Here is an 18,029-nt window from a genome sequence, read left to right on the forward strand (position 1 = left end):
ACCGAACGATCGGTCGGGACAAGGGGCTCCGCCAAACCTGTGGACAACTTCTTCACGGTCACCCCCGGACCCTGCGGCCGACGGGCCGTGCGGGAGGATCGCGAGCATGACAGCACTCGAGCTCAGCAGCGCCGTTGCCGTGGTCGGTACCGGCACCATGGGGCAGGGCATCGCCCAGGTCGCCCTGGTCGCGGGCCACCCCGTGCGGCTGTACGACGCCGTGCCCGACCGCGCGAAAGCGGCGGCCGACGCGATCGGTGCCCGCCTGGACCGGCTCGTCGAGAAGGGCCGCCTCACGGCCGGTGACCGTGCCGCGGCAGGCGCCCGGCTCAGCCCGGCCGAGAGCCTCGCGGAGCTCGCCGACTGCGGCCTCGTCGTCGAGGCGATCCTGGAGCAACTGGACGTCAAGCAGCGGCTCTTCCAGGACCTCGAGGAAGTCGTCGCCGAGGACTGTCTGCTCGCCACCAATACCTCCTCCCTCTCCGTGACCGCCGTCGCGGGCCCCCTGCGCAAGCCGGGCCGGTTCGTCGGGCTGCACTTCTTCAACCCGGCCCCCCTGCTCCCCCTCGTCGAGGTCGTCAGCGGCTTCGCGACGGACGAGGCGGCGGCCACGCGCGCGTACGAGACCGCCAAGGCCTGGGGCAAGACCCCGGTGCGCTGTGCGGACACCCCCGGCTTCATCGTCAACCGCATCGCCCGGCCCTTCTACGCAGAGGCCCTGCGCCTGTACGAGGAGCGGGTCGCCGACCCCGCCACGATCGATGCCGTGCTGCGCGAGTGCGGCGGCTTCAAGATGGGCCCCTTCGAGCTCACCGACCTCATCGGCCAGGACGTGAACGAGGCCGTCACGCGCTCCGTCTGGGAGTCCTTCTTCCAGGACCCCAAGTTCACGCCCTCGCTGGCCCAGCGCCGCCTCGTCGAGTCGCGCCGCCTCGGACGGAAGTCGGGCCAGGGCTGGTACGCGTACGGGGACGACGCCCCGCGCGCGGAACCGCACACCTCCCCGCCCGCGAAGGCCCCGGCCTCCGTCGCCGTCCATGGAGACCTCTTCCCGGCCGACGCCCTGTCCGGCCTGATCGGCGGGGCGGGTATCCAGGTCCGCCGCGGCAAGGGCGTCCCGAGCTACCCCGGCTTCATCGAGCTCCCCAGCGGTGTCCGGCTGGCCCTGGCCGACGGCACGGCCGCCGACGCCGCGGCGGAGCCCACGATCCACTTCGACCTGGCCCTGGACTACGCCGCCGCGACCAGGATCGCCCTCGCCCCGTCGAGCCGGGTGAGCGAGCAGGGCCTGAAGGAGGGGATCGGCCTCTTCCAGGCGCTCGGCAAGAGGGTCAGCGTCATCGAGCACACCCCTGGGATGATCGTGGCCCGCACGGTGTGGATGCTCGTCGACTTCGCCCTCGACGCCGTCAGCCGTGGGGTGGCGGGCGCCGAGGACATCGACACCGCCATGCGGCTCGGCGTCAACTACCCCCTCGGACCGCTCGAATGGGGCCGCAGGCTCACCGCGTACCGGGTGGCCGAGGCGCTCGACGTCCTGCACGACGAGTACCCCACCGGGCGCTATGCGCCCTCCCAGGCACTGCGGCGCCAGGCCGTGCGAGAGGAGTACTCATGACCACCGCCCGGCGGGACACGTACACCCCGGAGACGCTGCTGAGCGTGGCCGTCCGGGTCTTCAACGAACGCGGTTACGACGGCACGTCCATGGAGCACCTCTCCAAGGCGGCCGGCATCTCCAAGTCGTCGATCTACCACCACGTCGCGGGCAAGGAGGAGCTGCTGCGCAGGGCGGTGAGCCGGGCCCTCGACGGGCTCTTCGGGATCCTCGTCGAGGAGCACGCGCGTGTGGGCACCGCGATGCAGCGCCTGGAGTACGTCACGCGGCGCACCGTGGAGGTCCTGGTCGCCGAACTGCCCTATGTGACGCTGCTGCTGCGGGTGCGCGGCAACACGGACACCGAGCGCTGGGCCATGGAGCGGCGCAGGGAGTTCGACCAGCAGGTGGCCGAGCTGCTCAAGGAGGCTGCCGCGGCGGGCGATCTGCGCTCCGACGTCGAGCTGCGCCTGGCCACCCGGCTGCTCTTCGGGATGATCAACTCCATCGTGGAGTGGTACCGGCCGGAGAGCCGTGGAGCCGCCAATGGCGAGCAGATCGCCGACGCGGTCGTGCAGTTGGCCTTCGCGGGGCTGCGCACCGACCGCTGACGTCAGTTCTCCGGCTCCATGTCGTCCTCCTCGAAGACCAGCAACGTACGCGTGCTGAGTACTTCGGGGATGGACTGGAGACGGGTGAGCACCAGTTCGCGCAGGGCGCGGTTGTCCGGCGTGTGCACCAGGAGCAGTACGTCGAAGTCCCCGCTGACCAGTGCGATGTGAGACGCACCCGGCAGTGTGCGCAGATGCTCGCGCACCGTGCGCCAGGTGTTCTGGACGATCTTCAGCGTGATGTACGCGGACGCGCCCTGCCCCGCGCGCTCGTGGTTGATGCGCGCCCCGAAACCCCGGATGACGCCGTCGTCGATGAGGCGGTTGATGCGCGCGTACGCGTTGGCGCGTGACACATGGACGCGTTCGGCGACGGAGCGTATCGACGCGCGACCGTCCGTATGCAGTATCTGCAGGATGTCGCGGTCGATGGCGTCCAGAGGGCGGGGATCCGGCGCCTGCTCCTCCGTGACTCGGCCGTCGGCCATTCGTTCAGATGCCATGTCCCCCCGCCTCCCTACCATGGACGTACTGCATCCATCCCAGGCTGTGGAGAACCGTTTGTCCACAGCCTGGAGGGGCCTGTAGCCAAAATGTGCCGACGACCGAACAATCGGTAGGTGAGGCGCATCACGTCGACGCGCCTCATTTCCGCTCCCACGAGGAGTCCGCTTCCCCCCAGGAGGTGCCGTGATGACGGTCATGGAGCAGCGGGGCGCCTACCGGCCCACCCCGCCCCCCGCTTGGCAGCCCAGGACCGACCCCGCGCCGCTGCTTCCGGACGCGGAGCCGTACCGCGTCCTGGGCACTACGGCTGCCGAGAAGGCCGATCCGGGGCTGCTGCGCCGTCTGTACGCGGAGCTGGTGCGCGGTCGCCGCTACAACACGCAGGCGACGGCCCTGACGAAGCAGGGCAGGCTGGCGGTCTATCCCTCGAGCACCGGGCAGGAGGCGTGCGAGATCGCCGCCGCGCTCGCCCTGGAGGAGCGGGACTGGCTCTTTCCCAGTTACCGGGACACGCTCGCCGTGGTGGCCCGCGGCCTGGACCCCATGAGCGCGCTGACCCTGCTGCGCGGCGACTGGCACACCGGGTACGACCCGCGCGAGCACCGCATAGCGCCCCTGAGCACGCCTCTCGCGACGCAGCTGCCGCACGCTGTCGGCCTCGCGCACGCCGCCCGGCTCAAGGGCGACGACGTGGTCGCGCTCGCCATGGTCGGCGACGGCGGCACCAGCGAGGGCGACTTCCACGAGGCGCTGAACTTCGCGGCGGTGTGGCAGGCCCCCGTGGTCTTCCTCGTGCAGAACAACGGCTTCGCGATCTCCGTGCCGCTCGACAAGCAGACCGCCGCTCCGTCCCTGGCCCACAAGGCAGTGGGGTACGGCATGCCGGGGCGCCTGGTGGACGGCAACGACGCGGTGGCGATGCACGAGGTCCTCGGCGAAGCGGTCGCCCGCGCGCGGGCCGGCGGAGGCCCCACGCTCGTCGAGGCGGTCACGTACCGCATGGAGGCCCACACGAACGCCGACGACGCCACGCGGTACCGCCAGGACACCGACGTCGACGCCTGGCGCGACCACGACCCGATCCTGCTCCTGGAGCGGGAGCTGACGGAGCGCGGACTCCTGGACGACGACACGAAGCGGCAGGCGGGCGACGACGCGGAGGCCATGGCGGCCGACCTGCGCGAACGCATGAACCAGGAGCCCGTACTCGACCCCATGGACCTCTTCACGCACGTGTACGCCGAGCAGACCTCCCAACTGCGGGAGCAGGCGGCACAGTTGCGTGCCGAGCTGGAAGTGGCCTCCGGAGAGGCCGAGGAGGAAGCGCGATGACCACGGTCGCGGCGAAGCCGGCCACCAAACCGGCCACGATGGCGCAGGCGCTCGGACGCGCGCTGCGGGACTCCATGGCCGAGGACCCCTCCGTGCACATCCTCGGAGAGGACGTCGGGGCGCTCGGCGGGGTCTTCCGGGTCACCGACGGGCTCACCAAGGAGTTCGGCGAGGACCGCTGCACGGACACACCGCTCGCCGAGGCGGGCATTTTGGGGACGGCCGTCGGCATGGCGATGTACGGGCTGCGGCCCGTCGTCGAGATGCAGTTCGACGCCTTCGCCTACCCCGCCTTCGAGCAGCTGATCTCGCACGTGGCGCGGATGCGCAACCGCACGCGGGGTGCGCTGCCGCTGCCCATCACCGTCCGCGTGCCCTACGGCGGCGGCATCGGCGGCGTCGAGCACCACAGCGACTCCTCCGAGGCGTACTACATGGCGACGCCGGGACTCCACGTCGTCACGCCCGCCACGGTCTCCGACGCCTACGGCCTGCTGCGCGCCTCCATCGCTTCCGACGACCCCGTCGTCTTCCTGGAGCCGAAGCGCCTGTACTGGTCCAAGGCCGACTGGAACCCGGACGCCCCGCAGACCGTGGACCCGATAGGCCGCGCCGTGGTGCGGCGCGCCGGTCGCAGCGCCACGCTCATCACGTACGGACCGTCCGTGCCCGTCTGCCTGGAGGCGGCCGAGGCCGCGCGCGCCGAGGGCTGGGACCTGGAAGTGGTCGACCTGCGCTCGCTGGTGCCCTTCGACGACGAGACGGTCGCCGCGTCCGTGCGGCGCACGGGTCGGGCGGTCGTCGTGCACGAGTCGGGCGGCTTCGGCGGCCCCGGCGGCGAGATCGCCGCACGGGTCTCGGAGCGGTGCTTCCACCATCTGGAGGCGCCGGTGCTGCGGGTCGCGGGCTTCGACATCCCGTATCCGCCGCCCATGCTGGAGAAGCACCATCTGCCGGGTGTCGACCGGATCCTGGACGCGGTCGCGCGGCTGCAGTGGGAGGCGGAGAGCTGATGGCCCCGGCCCTTGATGTGAACAGTATGGAATTCAAACTGCCCGACCTCGGGGAAGGGCTCACGGAGGCGGAGGTCGTCCGCTGGCTCGTCGAGGTCGGCGACGTCGTGGCCGTGGACCAGCCGGTCGTCGAGGTCGAGACGGCCAAGGCGATGGTCGAGGTGCCGTGTCCCTACGGAGGCGTGGTGACGGCGCGCTTCGGTGAAGAAGGCGCGGAACTGCCGGTGGGGGCGCCGCTGTTGACCGTTGCCGTCGGTGCACCGGCCGGGGTCGAGGCCGGTGCCCTGGAGGGGGCGACCGGTAGCCGGGCTCCCGAAGAGCCCGCGGAGCGAGCCTTGCAGACCGCTGCCGAGGAGTCCTCGGGGAACGTCCTCGTCGGGTACGGGACGGCGGCGGCTCCCGCGCGCCGCCGGAGGGTGCGGCCCTCGCGCCCCGCACCACGGGAAGCCGCCGTGCTTCCCGTGGCGCCCCCGGTCCAGGACGCCCAGGACCAGGCCGCGGCCCCCGCTCGCGGGGACGGCCCCATTCCGGTGATCTCCCCTCTCGTCCGCAAGCTGGCCCGGGAGAACGGCGTGGACCTGCGTGCCCTCGTGGGCTCCGGCCCGGACGGGCTCATCACGCGCGCGGACGTCGACGCGGCCCTCACGGCGGACCGTGCGGGGGCGCGGGCCACTGAGGCGGACACCGAGCCGGACACCGTGGCGCGCCGCGAGGTAGCGGCGGAACTGGAGCCGCAGCACGCGGGACTCGTGTCCCGGCACGCGCTGACCGGCATCCGGGGCCTGGTCGCGGACAAGATGTCCCGCAGCCGTCGCGAGATACCGGAAGCCACCTGCTGGGTCGACGCCGACGCGACCGAACTGCTCGCGGCCCGCAAGGCCATGAACGCCGCGACGGCGGAACGGGACGGGGCGGACGGGGGCCGGAAGGTGTCCCTGCTCGCGCTGCTCGCCCGTATCAGCGTGGCCGCGCTGACCCGCTTCCCGATGCTCAACTCCTCCGTGGACATGGAAGCGCGCGAGGTGCGGCAGTTCGCCGACATCCACCTCGGCTTCGCCGCGCAGACCGACCGCGGCCTGGTCGTCCCGGTGGTGCGGCACTCCCAGGCCCGCACGACCGACTCGATCAACGCGGAGCTGATCCGGCTCACGGAGTTGGCGCGGACGGGAAGGCTCACGCCGGGGGAGCTCACCGGCGGCACCTTCACCCTCAACAACTACGGGGTGTTCGGAGTCGACGGTTCCACGCCGATCATCAACCACCCCGAGGCAGCCATGCTCGGAGTGGGCCGGATCGTGCCCAAGCCGTGGGTGCATCAGGGGGAGTTGGCGGTGCGGCACGTGGTGCAGCTGTCCCTCACCTTCGACCACCGGGTGTGCGACGGCGGCACCGCGGGCGGATTCCTGCGCTACGTGGCCGACTGCGTCGAACAGCCGGCGGTGCTGTTGCGGTCGATGTGAGTGACGTAAGTCCCTTGTCCGTAAGGCCTTTCGCGGGGGTGGTATTGATCCTTCGTATGCCCATACTCAGTGGGTGACCACGAACGAGGGCGACCCGCCCGAGCCCGCCGCGCCGTACGACGCCGTTGTCCTCGCGGGCGGTGGCGCCGCGCGGCTCGGCGGCGCGGACAAGCCGGGGGTGCGGGTCGGCGGCCGGACGCTGATCGACCGGGTCCTCGCGGCCTGTTCCGGCGCGGGGACCACCGTCGTCGTGGCCGCGCCGAGGCCTACCGCGCGCCCCGTGGTCTGGGCGCGCGAGGAACCCGCGGGCGGCGGGCCGCTGGCCGCGCTCGCCGCGGGGCTGCGGTGCACTTCGGCGGAGCGGGTGGTGGTGCTCTCGGCCGACCTGCCGTTCCTGGGGGAGCGGACCGTGCGCCGCCTGCTCACCGCGCTGGGCGAGAGCGGTGCGGACGGGGTGGTCCTCACGGATCCCGACGGCCGCGATCAGCCGCTCGTCGCGGCTTACCGGCGGGATGCGCTGTGCCGGGAGATCGCGGGGCTCGCTGGGCTCGCTGGGCTCACGGGGCTCGCTGGGCTCGCGGAGGAGCGGGAGCGGGCCCGAGCGCTGACCGGGCTGCCCCTGCGGTTGCTCGTCGCGCGGCTCGAGCTTTCCCGCGTCGCCGACCCCGTCGCCGCATTCGACTGCGACACCTGGGACGACATCGCCACCGCTCGGGCGCGTATCAGGGAGCATGGGCACGTGTTGGATGAATGGATTTCCGCAGTCAAGGACGAGCTGGGTATCGATCTCGATGTCGACACCGGCGCCCTCCTCGACCTAGCCCGCGACGCCGCGCATGGCGTGGCCAGGCCGGCCGCACCGCTGACCACGTTCCTCGTCGGATACGCGGCGGCGCAGGCCGCCGCGCGGGGCGGAACAGCCGACGGCACCGAGGCGGTGGCCGAGGCGACGCGCAAGGCCGCCGCACTCGCGGCCCGCTGGACGGACGAGGACCAGCCGGACGAGGGCCAGCCGGACGAGGGCCAGCAGGACGTGAAGCCTCAGGCCGCGAGCCATGCCCCCACCGATACCGCCACTGACGCGCCGACCGACGCCCCGGCCGACGACTCGCCCCGCACCCGGCCGGACGCCGGATGACCGGGCAACCCGTGCCGGACGCCGATCTCGATGAGGCACTCGCTCTGGTGAACGGTGACCGCGACGGCCATGACGGCCATGACGGTCATGACGGCCACGAGGGCGCGCCCCGGTCGGCCCCCGTGGCCACCCCAGCCGCACGATCGGCCGCCCGATCCGCCGCCACACCTCCGCCCGCGCCAGAAGGCGGCAAGCAACGCGACCCCGCCCTCACCCCCACCACCCCCACGTCCGCTCCCGAGTCCGCCCCCGGGTCCATCCCCTGGCCCACCGCCCGCACCCGGGCGGAGCGGGCCGCCCCGCGGCCGACGGTCGAACCTGGTCCTGTCCCCCTGGACCGGGCCCTCGGTCTGATTCTCGCCGCGCCGCTCACCGCCCTCACGGACCTGCCGTCGTTCGACACCTCGGCGATGGACGGCTGGGCCGTCGCGGGGCCCGGACCCTGGGACGTGCGGGCCGAGAAGGTCCTCGCCGGGCACGGCCGACCGGACGCGCTCTGCGACGGGGAGGCGGTACGCATCGCGACGGGCGCCCGTATCCCGCAGGACGCCACCGCGGTGCTGCGCAGCGAGCACGGCACCATCGACGACAGGGGACGGCTGCACGCGCGGCTCAAGGTGGTCACCGGCCAGGACATCCGACCGCGCGGCCAGGAGTGCCGCTCCGGCGACCACCTCCTGCCCGCCGGTTCCCTGGTGACCCCCGCCGTGCTCGGCCTGGCCGCGGCCGCCGGGTACGACACGCTGGCGGTGGTGCGCAGGCCCCGCGCCGAAGTCCTCGTACTGGGCGACGAGTTGCTGACGGAGGGCCTTCCCCACGAAGGCCTCATCCGGGACGCGCTCGGCCCGATGCTGCCGCCCTGGCTGCACGCGCTGGGCGCCGACGTGACCGCCGTCCGGTTCCTCGGAGACGACGCCGAAGCGCTCCACCAGGCGCTCCGTGCGTCGACCGCCGACCTGATCGTCACGACGGGCGGTACCGCGTCGGGGCCCGTCGACCACGTTCACCCGACCCTCGCCCGGGTCGGCGCCGAACTGCTCGTGGACGGCGTCGCCGTGCGCCCCGGGCACCCCATGCTGCTGGCCCGCGTTCGCCCCGGCCAGCACCTCGTCGGGCTGCCCGGCAATCCGCTCGCCGCCGTCTCCGGCCTTTTGACGCTGGCCGAACCCTTGCTGCGGACGCTCTCCGGGCGCGTGACGGGCTGCGGCGGCCCCTCTACGTACACCGCTCCCCTGCGCGACGCCGTGCAGGGGCACCCCCACGACACCCGCCTCGTCCCCGTCACCCTGCGCGCCGACCGGGCCGTGCCGCTCCGCTTCAACGGCCCGGCGATGCTGCGCGGCATCGCGGCGGCCGACGGGCTCGCGGTCGTGCCGCCCGGCGGGGCGCGGGAGGGGCAGGAGCTGGAGATTCTGGATCTGCCGTGGGCGGTGCCGGACGTCGGCACCGGGGCGGGGCTGTACGGCGCCGGGGTGGGGCTGTACGGCGCCGGTGGCGCAGAGGCTGCCAAGAGCGCGGATGGCGCGGGTGGCGCAGACGGCGAGGAGCGTTTCACGTGAAACTTCCCGGGCATGACGCGATCGCGCGTCACCCCGAAGAGCAGCACACGACCCATCGGATCAAGCTGCCCCGGCGTACGGTCGAGCGGCCGTTGCGCCAGGTCACCCGCCGACTCGCGATGGCGTTGCTGGTCCTCGCCCTGACGACGTTCATCGTCTGGATCGACCGCGACGGCTACCACGACAACTCGGACAACCGCGTCGACTTCCTCGACGCCACGTACTACGCCACGGTCACGCTCTCCACCACCGGCTACGGCGACATCGTCCCGTACAGCGACAGCGCGCGGCTCACCAACATCCTCCTGGTCACGCCGTTGCGCGTGCTCTTCCTGATCATCCTGGTCGGCACCACCCTCGAAGTGCTCACGGAACGGACGCGCGAGGAATGGCGTCTGTCCCGCTGGAGGTCCAACTTGCGTGAACACACCGTCGTCGTCGGATTCGGCACCAAGGGCCGTTCCGCGATCCAGACCGTCTGCGCCACCGGCCTGAAGCCGGACCAGATCGTCGTGGTCGACCCGAGCGCGAAGGTCATCGACGCCGCCACGGCCGAGGGTTTCGCGGGCGTCGTCGGCGACGCGACGCGCAGCGATGTACTGCTCCGTGCGGAGGTGCAGCGGGCGCGCCAGATCATCATCGCGACGCAGCGCGACGACACGGCGGTGCTTGTCGCCCTCACCGCACGGCAGTTGAACCGCGGGGCGAAGATCGTGGCGGCGGTGCGCGAGGAGGAGAACGCGCCGCTGCTCCGGCAGTCCGGCGCCGACGCGGTCATCACCAGCGCCAGCGCGGCGGGCCGGTTGCTCGGCCTCTCCGTGCTCAGCCCGAGCGCGGGCATGGTCATGGAGGACCTGATCCAGCAGGGCAGCGGGCTCGATCTGGTCGAACGGCCGGTGATAAAGGCCGAGGTGGGACTGGGTGTGCGGGAGACGGAGGACCTGGTCGTGAGTGTCGTACGAGGCCATCGCGTGCTCGGGTACGACGACCCGGCCGTCGGGAAGCTGCAGTTGACGGACCGCCTGATCACGATCGTCCGCGCCTCACCGGGCACGACCGTCGCCCCGGACATCAAGCCGCTGCGACCGAGCTGACGCAAGGATGGTCCGGCGAGGACTGACGCGGGGCCGGACCGGCGAGAGAGGGAGCGCTGGGCGCCGGGCGGGAACGGCGACCGGTGCCGGATCCGTGACACGAGTAGCCTCGCCCGCATGTATGCGATCACGATCCCCGAACCTGGCGGCCCCGAAGCGCTCGTATGGGCCGAGGTCCCCGATCCCGTGCCCGGTGAGGGCGAGGTGCTCGTCGAGGTGGTGGCGAGCGCCGTGAACCGCGCCGATCTGCTGCAGCGGCAGGGCTTCTACAACCCGCCGCCCGGCGCGTCCCCCTACCCCGGCCTGGAGTGCGCGGGCCGGATCAGCGCCCTCGGCACCGGCGTCTCCGGCTGGGCGGTCGGGGACGAGGTGTGCGCGCTGCTCTCGGGCGGCGGGTACGCGGAACAGGTCGTCGTGCCGGCCGGTCAGCTGCTGCCCGTGCCCGAGGGCGTCGACCTCGTGACGGCGGCCGCGCTGCCCGAGGTGACCTCGACCGTGTGGTCCAACGTCTTCATGATTTCTCACCTGCGGCCCGGCGAGACGCTGCTCGCCCACGGTGGTTCGAGCGGCATCGGCACCATGGCGATCCAGCTGGGCAAGGCGGTCGGCGCGAAGGTCGCCGTGACGGCGGGCAGCAAGGAGAAGCTGGATTTCTGCCGGGAGCTGGGGGCGGACATCCTCATCAACTACCGCGAGCAGGACTTCGTCGAGGAGATCGAGCGGGCCACCGAAGGGGCGGGCGCGGACGTCATCCTCGACAACATGGGCGCGAAGTACCTGGACCGGAACGTGCGGGCCCTCGCGGTCAACGGACGTCTCGCGATCATCGGCATGCAGGGTGGCGCGAAGGGCGAGCTGAACATCGGCACGCTCCTCCAGAAGCGGGCCGCCGTCACCGCGACCTCGCTGCGCGGGCGTCCGGCCGCCGAGAAGGCCTCGATCGTCGCGGCCGTGCGGGAGCATGTCTGGCCGTTGATCGGCGGGGGGCACGTGCGGCCCATCGTGGACCGTACGGTGCCGATGCGGGATGCGGCGGCGGCGCACCGGATCCTTGAGGAGAGCAACCACATCGGCAAGGTGATCCTGACCCGGTAGCAGGTCCGGCTCGGCCACAGGTCCGGCTCGGCCCCTGCGGGTGGTCTCTTGGCTGCGGGGGCGCTGTGGCTGGTCGCGCAGTCCCCCCGCGCCCCTTGAGCAGCACAGCTGGTCGAGATGCCGGATATGAGCCGTCATGTGAGGCTTGTCACCAGCGCAGCGGTGCTCTTGATTCCGACGGCCCGGCGACGGGAGGGGGTCAGCGCGGTGGAAGCTTCACGGGTTGGACGGAGTGCGGCCCTTACGGTGGGCGCGTTGCTCGCCGTCCTCACGGCGGTGCCTGCCCTGAGTACGGCGGTGCCTGCCCTCACCACGGCCGTGCCTGCCCTCACCACGGTGGCGCCCGACCTCGTCTCGTACGCCGCCGCCGCTGACGCCCCGCCGAGACGCCCGGCCACCACCGTCGACGAGACCTCCCGCGCGGGCAGCCTCCCGGGCGAAGGCCGTGACCGCCCCGGTCAGGCCCAGCCCCCGCTCCCCGAGCTGCCTGCGGCCCCCTACACGCCACCCCCGCAGCGACCGAGGCCGAACCCGGTCCCCGTCACCCACCAGAACGCCGCCTCCGAGCCCACGGAGCGCACGCCCGTCGGGCCCGTGCTCCCGACCCTGCGCGTCCTGCCCCTCGGCGGCGGCCTGCTCCTCATCGGTCTCGGCCTCGGTTTCCTCGGCCTGCGGCTGCGCCGTGGCTGAGACGGGCTCCCGGGGTGGATCAGGGTGGATCAGTCGTGTTGGGGGGCACCACCGATGTGTGACGCAGGCGTGCGAGAGAATGGCGAGATGGAGATGCCGAGGAACGAACGGTCGCCGGAGAGCCCCCAGGTCCTGGTCGTGGGCCAGGACGGAATGGCTCTCGGTGGCGGCGGAGACGACGAATCCCGTGAGGTCCCGGTGACGGAGATGGTCGAACAACCGGCCAAGGTCATGCGCATCGGCAGCATGATCAAGCAACTTCTGGAGGAGGTGCGGGCGGCTCCTCTCGACGAGGCGAGCCGGGTGCGCCTGAAGGAGATCCACGCCAGTTCCGTCAAGGAGCTGGAGGACGGCCTCGCCCCTGAGCTCGTCGAGGAGCTGGAGCGGCTCTCGCTGCCGTTCACGGACGAGTCGACGCCCAGCGACGCGGAACTGCGCATCGCGCAGGCCCAGTTGGTCGGCTGGCTCGAAGGCCTCTTCCACGGGATCCAGACGACGCTGTTCGCGCAGCAGATGGCGGCGCGGGCCCAGCTGGAGTCGATGCGGCGGGCGCTGCCGCCCGGCGTGGGCGGCGACGAGGAGGAAGAGGGCGGTGGCGGCATCGCCGGCCGCTCGGGAGGCCCGTACCTCTAGGCCCACGGCCCCGCACCGACGCCGAACGCCGACTCCGACGCCGGACACCGGCACCGACACTGACACCGACACCAAAAACACTGAGGGGCTCGGTACGCATCTCGCGTACCGAGCCCCTCTGCGTAGCCCTCTGCGTAGCCCTCTACGTAGACCCCGCTACGTAGAAACGTTAGAAACGCAGAAAGCGTCCCGCCAGGCCTAGGCCGGATTGCCCGTGGAGATGTCGAACTGGATGTCGACGCCCTTCGGGTCGACCTCCGTGCCCTCCTTGGGGGTCTGCCGCATGACGGTGTCCTCCCCGTAGGCGTTCTCATTCACCTTGCGCTTGTCGTAGCTCCAGCCGGCCGCTTGCAGGCAGGACAGGGCCGACCGCCAGTCCTTGAAGGTGAAGTCAGGGACCTTGATCTTGTTCTCGTCGTTGTAGGCCTCTTCGGGGTCCGAGCACTCCTCGGTGTCCATCGTCATGTTGCGATTCGGACCCTTGTGCCCGGCCACCGGCTGCTTCGACTTGTCGCCGCCGGGCTCCTTGCCGCCCTCGTCGCCCCCGCTCATCGAGACGGCGGCGACCAGGCCGCCGACGGCGAGCAGCGCGACGACGATCGAGCCGACGATCACCGGCATGTTCCGCTTGCCGCCGCCCGAGCCACCGGAGCCGCCCGTACCGCCCGAGGTCGTCGTCGCGGGCTGCGGTGCGAGGTTGTACGGCGGCGGGGTGTGCGCGCCCTGCTGCTGCGCGTACGCGTTGACGGGCGGCGGGGTCTGGTAGCCGCCCTGCTGCGGATAGCCGTAGCCGGGCGTGGGGGCGGGCGACGGAGCCGGTGTGGCCGGACCACCGTACGGATTGGGCTGGTAAGGCGTCTGCACGTGGCCGCTCTGCGGCAGCGACGAATCGACCGGCGGGAAGACCGCCGCACCCACGCCCGCACCGTTCGTGGTCTGCGCGCCCGGCACGATGCTGGGGGCCGCCGCCTGGAAGGACTGGGCGACGCGCAGGCACTCGTCGCGCATGGCCTCGGCGGTCGGGAAGCGCTCGTTCGGGTTCTTCTTGAGCGCGCGGGCGACGATCGCGTCGACCGCGGGCGGAAGGGAACGGTTGATCGAGGAGGGGGCGACGGGCTCCTCCTGGACGTGCGCGTACGCGATCGCGAGCGGCGAGTCCGCCTCGAACGGCAGCCGCCCTGTGACCAGCTGGAAGAGCATGATGCCGACGGAGTAGAGGTCGCTGCGCGCGTCGACGCCGCGGCCGAGCGCCTGCTCGGGCGAGAGGTACTGCGGGGTGCCGACGACCATGCCGGTCTGGGTCATGGAGGTGACGCCGGACTGCATGGCGCGGGCGATGCCGAAGTCCATGACCTTCACGACGTTGCGCTTGGTCATCATCACGTTGCCGGGCTTGATGTCGCGGTGGACCAGGCCCATCTCGTGGCTGATCTCCAGGGCCGCGAGCACATCGGCGGTGATCTTCAGCGCCTGGTCTGACGGCATCGCGCCGAACTGGGCGATGGACGCGTCGAGCACGGAGCCGAGCGGCTTGCCCTCGACGTACTCCATGACGATGTACGGCATCATCGCGCCGTCGCCCGCGGCGGAGCCGCTGTCGTACAGCGTGTCTTCACCGGTGTCGAAGACCGACACGATGTTCGTGTGCGTGAGCTTCGCCACCGACTGGGCCTCGCGGCGGAACCGCTCGCGGAAGGACTGCTCGCGGCCGAGTTCGGTGTGCAGGGTCTTGATGGCGACCTGGCGGTCGAGCACGGTGTCGTAAGCCAGGTGCACCGACGCCATGCCGCCTTCGCCGAGCAGATCGCGCAGTTGGTATCGGCCACCGGCCAGCGAACGCCCCGCGTACCGCCCCTGTGCGCCGTCCTGGCTGCTCATCTCGTGCGTCCCCCATCGGCGCGGCTGCCGGACGGCTCCGCGGCTGGTGATCGATTTAGCGCTTATTCCAGGCCAAGTCTGCCCCAGGACGATGACGCGTCAAGCTCGGTGCCCGTTCCGTGACCGTACGCGCAAGAAGCGTCTCGGAAGCGTTACAAGTTTGCGCACGGGACCCTGCGGGGGCTTTGATGTCCGGTCCACGTCGAACCGGGGGGCTGCGCGAAGGCTGTAGCGTGGCCCGTCGGAGTACCCCGTATCGCGACGTACTCAGCACCAAGTACCACGACCAGAATCGACGGCGAGGACTGATGGCACAGACGCAGCGCGCTCAGGGCCCGTCCGACCCCGAGGCGTCCGGCGGCGGTATGTCAGACGCGCCTGAATTGTGGGGCAATGGCGGGCTCGTCGGCGACGGCCGTTACCGGCTGACCCACAGACTCGGCCGGGGCGGCATGGCCGAGGTTTTCGCGGCCGAGGACGTACGTCTCGGCCGCACCGTCGCGGTCAAGCTGCTCCGCTCCGACCTCGCCGAGGACCCCGTGTCCAAGGCCCGTTTCACGCGTGAGGCGCAGTCCGTCGCGGGCCTCAACCACCACGCTGTGGTGGCGGTGTACGACTCCGGTGAAGACGCCGTCGGACCGAACGTCGTCCCGTACATCGTCATGGAGATCGTCGAGGGCCGGACGATCCGCGATCTGCTGATCAACGCGGAGGCGCCGGGTCCTGAGCAGGCCCTGATCATCGTGTCGGGGGTACTCGAAGCCCTGGCCTATTCGCACCAGCACGGCATCGTGCACCGCGACATCAAGCCCGCGAACGTGATCATCACCGACACCGGCGCGGTGAAGGTGATGGACTTCGGCATCGCGCGCGCCCTGCACGGCGCGCAGTCGACGATGACCCAGACCGGCATGGTCATGGGCACGCCCCAGTACCTCTCGCCCGAGCAGGCGCTCGGCAAGGCCGTCGACCACCGCTCCGACCTGTACGCGACCGGCTGTCTCCTCTACGAACTGCTCGCGCTGCGGCCCCCGTTCACCGGTGAGACGCCGCTCTCCGTGGTCTACCAGCACGTCCAGGACCAGGCCGTGCCGCCGTCCGAGGTCTCGGACGCGGCGCCGCCGGAGCTGGACGGGCTCGTCATGCGCTCCCTCGCCAAGGACCCGGACGACCGGTTCCAGACGGCCGAGGAGATGCGCGGCCTCGTCCAGTACGGGTTGCAGATGCTGCACGAGCAGGGCAGCCACACGGGCACCTGGAACACCGGGCCCGTCGCGATGCACGAGGGCGGCAACACCCCGGCCATGGGCGTCGCGGGCACCACCGCGATGGCGCACCCGGACTCCGGGACCGCGCAGATCCCGGGCCCCATGCTGCGGCCGCCGGGCGACGACGGTGGTTTCGACGGCGGTCAGCACGGCGGCAAGGGCGGCCGCGGCAAGATGTTGATCTTCGTCGTCCTCGCGATCATCGCCATCGCGGTGGGCGTCGCGTTCGCGCTGAACGCGAGCGACAAGAAGGACCCCAAGGACCCGACGCACTCCCCCTCGCCGAAGCACTCGCAGTCGAAGGACCCGAGCGAGAGCCCGGACAAGGAGACGTCGGACGAGCCGACGGACCAGGAGACGGACACCGGCGGGGAGACGTACAACCCGACGCCGAACCAGCCCACCGACCCGACGGGCCCGACGAACCGGCCGACTCAGCCGACCCACGAGCCGACCGAGCCGACGACCGACCCGACGACGCCCACCACGGACCCGACGACGCCGACGACCGACCCGACCGAGCCCACGGGCGACCCGACGGATCCGGGCGACGACGAGGGCGCGGGCAACGGCGGCAACGAGGGCGAAGGGCTCTGACGTAAGGGCTCTGACGCCCGGCCCTTAGAGAATGTGCTGGAGACGGCGGTCGTACCCCGCCCGCAAGGTGTGGACCGTGCTGAACTGCGGCTGGATGCGCAGGTAGACCGGGTCGAAGAGGTCGCCGTCCGCGAAGTGCGGGCCGGGGCCGAAGAGTTCGAGCTCCGCGTTGGTCGGCTCCACCCGATCGCAGAGGCCGACGCACTGGACGGTCCACTGGGTGTCGCGCGCGCTCGTCACGTCGAGGTTGTCCGCGCCGTACGCGACGACGCTGCCGATGCAGGCCCGGTGGTAGCCGTACCCCTTGTGCATGCGCAGCAGGAGCTTTCCGTCCACGACGATGTGCCGGGCCGCCGCGAGGAAGGGAAGCGCGCGCATGCTGGTCGCCACCCGGCCGTAGTCGGTGCGGCTGAGCAGGTCGAAGGCGCGCTGTTCGAGTTCGAAGGCGTGCTGTTCGTCGGTGGGCATGCCACCCACCTTGGTTCATGGACAGGGTGTCGGAAAAGGGGATCCCGCCCTCATAAACCGAGGACGTAAGTCCCTCAACCGACAGGCGCTCCTGTACGTCAGTGCCTCTCCGCCTGCATGCGTGCCACGTACGCGGCCGCCTGCGAGCGTCGCTCCATGCCCAGCTTGGACAGCAGGCTGGAGACGTAGTTCTTGATCGTCTTCTCGGCGAGGTGCAGGCGCTCACCGATCACGCGGTTGGTCAGGCCCTCGCCGATCAGGTCGAGGATCTTCCGCTCCTGCTCGGTGAGGTTGGAGAGGCGGTCGTCGCCCTTGGCGTTGTTGCCGTCCCGCAGCCGCTCAAGGACCCGGGCCGTGGCCACCGGGTCGAGCAGGGACTTGCCGGCGGCCACGTCCCGTACGGCCGTGAGGAGCTCATTGCCGCGGATGGCCTTGAGGACATAACCGGAGGCACCGGCCATGATCGCGTCGAAGAGCGCCTCGTCGTCGGCGAACGAGGTGAGCATCAGGCACTTGATGTCCTCGTTCTGCGAGCGGATCTCGCGGCACACCTCGACACCGCTGCCGTCCGGCAGGCGCACGTCGAGCACGGCCACGTCGGGCCGGGTCGCAGGGATCCTGACCAGGGCGTCTGCCGCGGTACCCGCCTCGCCGACCACCTCGATGTCGGACTCCACGGAGAGCAGCTCATGGACTCCGCGCCGGACCACCTCATGGTCGTCGAGGAGAAATACCGTAATTTTTCCGTCTTCTCGCACGGAGCCAGTCTCACACACGATCTCTTTCCGTGCCCGGGCGGAACCCTTCCCGTACGCGGGGTGGCCGGGATAACGTGCCGGTGTTCCGGCCCCCTGCCAGGCTGTGATCAGTGCTGTGACCAGGACGTGTTCCCCCCTTTCTCGATTTACTGGGAAATCCGAGCAATCAGGTACTTGGATTTCCGAGTAAATTCGCAGGTCAGATGGGGTTTCACAGAAATGGGAAGCACTGGGTAACGTGCATTGAGCAGGGTGCTCGCCGGGGCACCTGTCACGCCTGTTCCCGGCTGAGTCGCACCCACCCCGTGCGCGGGCTTGTGGACGGGCGAGC

At 71.2% G+C, this 18,029-nt stretch carries 16 protein-coding genes; 12 read left to right on the top strand and 4 right to left on the bottom strand.

The window, feature by feature from the left end; translation table 11 throughout:
- Nucleotides 1-106: 106 nt before the first annotated feature.
- Both ABZ953_RS34740 and ABZ953_RS34745 read left to right on the top strand, forming a co-directional pair.
- Nucleotides 107-1,618: a 3-hydroxyacyl-CoA dehydrogenase gene (locus tag ABZ953_RS34740; RefSeq protein ID WP_361732676.1), complete on the top strand. Its 1,512-nt coding sequence runs from the start codon at nucleotides 107-109 to the stop codon at nucleotides 1,616-1,618.
- On the top strand, nucleotides 1,615-2,208 hold the full coding sequence (locus tag ABZ953_RS34745; RefSeq protein ID WP_361732678.1) for a TetR/AcrR family transcriptional regulator: 594 nt from the start codon (nucleotides 1,615-1,617) through the stop codon (nucleotides 2,206-2,208). The genes ABZ953_RS34740 and ABZ953_RS34745 overlap by 4 nt, the downstream gene beginning before the upstream one ends.
- Nucleotides 2,209-2,210: 2 nt before the next feature.
- Here ABZ953_RS34745 and ABZ953_RS34750 read toward each other — a convergent pair whose 3' ends face one another.
- Nucleotides 2,211-2,711, bottom strand: coding sequence for an Lrp/AsnC family transcriptional regulator (locus ABZ953_RS34750; protein ID WP_361732679.1), 501 nt, complete (start codon nucleotides 2,709-2,711; stop codon nucleotides 2,211-2,213).
- A 190-nt stretch (nucleotides 2,712-2,901) separates the two neighbouring features.
- On the opposite strand from ABZ953_RS34750, the gene pdhA reads away from it, so the two are divergent.
- From pdhA to ABZ953_RS34795, 9 genes are all read left to right on the top strand, one after another.
- Complete coding sequence (pdhA, locus tag ABZ953_RS34755; protein WP_361732681.1) at nucleotides 2,902-4,047, top strand: pyruvate dehydrogenase (acetyl-transferring) E1 component subunit alpha; 1,146 nt, start codon at nucleotides 2,902-2,904, stop codon at nucleotides 4,045-4,047.
- Nucleotides 4,044-5,060 (top strand): alpha-ketoacid dehydrogenase subunit beta, encoded by a 1,017-nt coding sequence (locus ABZ953_RS34760; RefSeq protein WP_361732683.1) that lies wholly within the window; start codon nucleotides 4,044-4,046, stop codon nucleotides 5,058-5,060. The genes pdhA and ABZ953_RS34760 overlap by 4 nt, the downstream gene beginning before the upstream one ends.
- 26 nt (nucleotides 5,061-5,086) lie before the next feature.
- The gene (locus ABZ953_RS34765) at nucleotides 5,087-6,520 is read left to right on the top strand and encodes a dihydrolipoamide acetyltransferase family protein (protein WP_361732685.1); all 1,434 of its coding nucleotides are present in this window, start codon (nucleotides 5,087-5,089) and stop codon (nucleotides 6,518-6,520) included.
- A 73-nt stretch (nucleotides 6,521-6,593) separates the two neighbouring features.
- A complete protein-coding gene (locus ABZ953_RS34770; RefSeq protein ID WP_361732687.1) occupies nucleotides 6,594-7,658 on the top strand; it encodes an NTP transferase domain-containing protein in 1,065 nt (354 codons plus the stop codon).
- A complete protein-coding gene (locus tag ABZ953_RS34775) occupies nucleotides 7,655-9,217 on the top strand; it encodes a molybdopterin-binding protein (RefSeq protein WP_361732689.1) in 1,563 nt (520 codons plus the stop codon). Before ABZ953_RS34770 ends, ABZ953_RS34775 begins: the two co-directional genes overlap by 4 nt.
- Nucleotides 9,214-10,311, top strand: a complete 1,098-nt coding sequence (locus ABZ953_RS34780) for a potassium channel family protein (RefSeq protein ID WP_361732691.1) — start codon at nucleotides 9,214-9,216, stop codon at nucleotides 10,309-10,311. Before ABZ953_RS34775 ends, ABZ953_RS34780 begins: the two co-directional genes overlap by 4 nt.
- 117 nt (nucleotides 10,312-10,428) lie before the next feature.
- Nucleotides 10,429-11,406: an NAD(P)H-quinone oxidoreductase gene (locus ABZ953_RS34785; protein WP_361732693.1), complete on the top strand. Its 978-nt coding sequence runs from the start codon at nucleotides 10,429-10,431 to the stop codon at nucleotides 11,404-11,406.
- A gap of 255 nt (nucleotides 11,407-11,661) precedes the next feature.
- On the top strand, nucleotides 11,662-12,096 hold the full coding sequence (locus tag ABZ953_RS34790) for a hypothetical protein (RefSeq protein ID WP_361732695.1): 435 nt from the start codon (nucleotides 11,662-11,664) through the stop codon (nucleotides 12,094-12,096).
- Between the two features lie 87 nt (nucleotides 12,097-12,183).
- Nucleotides 12,184-12,729 carry a bacterial proteasome activator family protein gene (locus tag ABZ953_RS34795; protein WP_361732697.1) on the top strand — a complete coding sequence of 182 codons (546 nt, stop codon included), beginning with the start codon at nucleotides 12,184-12,186 and terminating at the stop codon, nucleotides 12,727-12,729.
- Nucleotides 12,730-12,927: 198 nt separating this feature from the next.
- On the opposite strand, the gene ABZ953_RS34800 is transcribed toward ABZ953_RS34795, so the two are convergent.
- Entirely contained in the window at nucleotides 12,928-14,607 is a 1,680-nt protein-coding gene (locus ABZ953_RS34800) for a protein kinase (RefSeq protein WP_361732699.1), read from the bottom strand.
- Nucleotides 14,608-14,915: 308 nt separating this feature from the next.
- Here ABZ953_RS34800 and ABZ953_RS34805 point away from each other — a divergent pair, with 308 nt between their 5' ends.
- Nucleotides 14,916-16,472, top strand: a complete 1,557-nt coding sequence (locus tag ABZ953_RS34805) for a protein kinase (RefSeq protein ID WP_361732701.1) — start codon at nucleotides 14,916-14,918, stop codon at nucleotides 16,470-16,472.
- A 24-nt stretch (nucleotides 16,473-16,496) separates the two neighbouring features.
- Here ABZ953_RS34805 and ABZ953_RS34810 read toward each other — a convergent pair whose 3' ends face one another.
- The gene (locus ABZ953_RS34810) at nucleotides 16,497-16,940 is read right to left on the bottom strand and encodes a pyridoxamine 5'-phosphate oxidase family protein (RefSeq protein ID WP_361732703.1); all 444 of its coding nucleotides are present in this window, start codon (nucleotides 16,938-16,940) and stop codon (nucleotides 16,497-16,499) included.
- Nucleotides 16,941-17,038: 98 nt separating this feature from the next.
- Nucleotides 17,039-17,698 (bottom strand): response regulator transcription factor, encoded by a 660-nt coding sequence (locus ABZ953_RS34815; protein WP_361732705.1) that lies wholly within the window; start codon nucleotides 17,696-17,698, stop codon nucleotides 17,039-17,041.
- Nucleotides 17,699-18,029: the final 331 nt, after the last annotated feature.

Origin of the sequence: Streptomyces sp. NPDC046465, assembly GCF_040646035.1 — a bacterium.
Lineage (GTDB): Bacteria > Actinomycetota > Actinomycetes > Streptomycetales > Streptomycetaceae > Streptomyces.

What these genes read in the sequence shown, in the direction of transcription:
- ABZ953_RS34740 (WP_361732676.1), top strand. Translation starts at nt 107, where the DNA reads ATGACAGCACTCGAGCTCAGCAGCGCCGTTGCCGTGGTCGGTACCGGC.
- ABZ953_RS34745 (WP_361732678.1), top strand. Translation starts at nt 1,615, where the DNA reads ATGACCACCGCCCGGCGGGACACGTACACCCCGGAGACGCTGCTGAGC.
- ABZ953_RS34750 (WP_361732679.1), bottom strand. Translation starts at nt 2,711, where the DNA reads ATGGCATCTGAACGAATGGCCGACGGCCGAGTCACGGAGGAGCAGGCG.
- pdhA (WP_361732681.1), top strand. Translation starts at nt 2,902, where the DNA reads ATGACGGTCATGGAGCAGCGGGGCGCCTACCGGCCCACCCCGCCCCCC.
- ABZ953_RS34760 (WP_361732683.1), top strand. Translation starts at nt 4,044, where the DNA reads ATGACCACGGTCGCGGCGAAGCCGGCCACCAAACCGGCCACGATGGCG.
- ABZ953_RS34765 (WP_361732685.1), top strand. Translation starts at nt 5,087, where the DNA reads ATGGAATTCAAACTGCCCGACCTCGGGGAAGGGCTCACGGAGGCGGAG.
- ABZ953_RS34775 (WP_361732689.1), top strand. Translation starts at nt 7,655, where the DNA reads ATGACCGGGCAACCCGTGCCGGACGCCGATCTCGATGAGGCACTCGCT.
- ABZ953_RS34785 (WP_361732693.1), top strand. Translation starts at nt 10,429, where the DNA reads ATGTATGCGATCACGATCCCCGAACCTGGCGGCCCCGAAGCGCTCGTA.
- ABZ953_RS34795 (WP_361732697.1), top strand. Translation starts at nt 12,184, where the DNA reads ATGGAGATGCCGAGGAACGAACGGTCGCCGGAGAGCCCCCAGGTCCTG.
- ABZ953_RS34800 (WP_361732699.1), bottom strand. Translation starts at nt 14,607, where the DNA reads ATGAGCAGCCAGGACGGCGCACAGGGGCGGTACGCGGGGCGTTCGCTG.
- ABZ953_RS34805 (WP_361732701.1), top strand. Translation starts at nt 14,916, where the DNA reads ATGGCACAGACGCAGCGCGCTCAGGGCCCGTCCGACCCCGAGGCGTCC.
- ABZ953_RS34810 (WP_361732703.1), bottom strand. Translation starts at nt 16,940, where the DNA reads ATGCCCACCGACGAACAGCACGCCTTCGAACTCGAACAGCGCGCCTTC.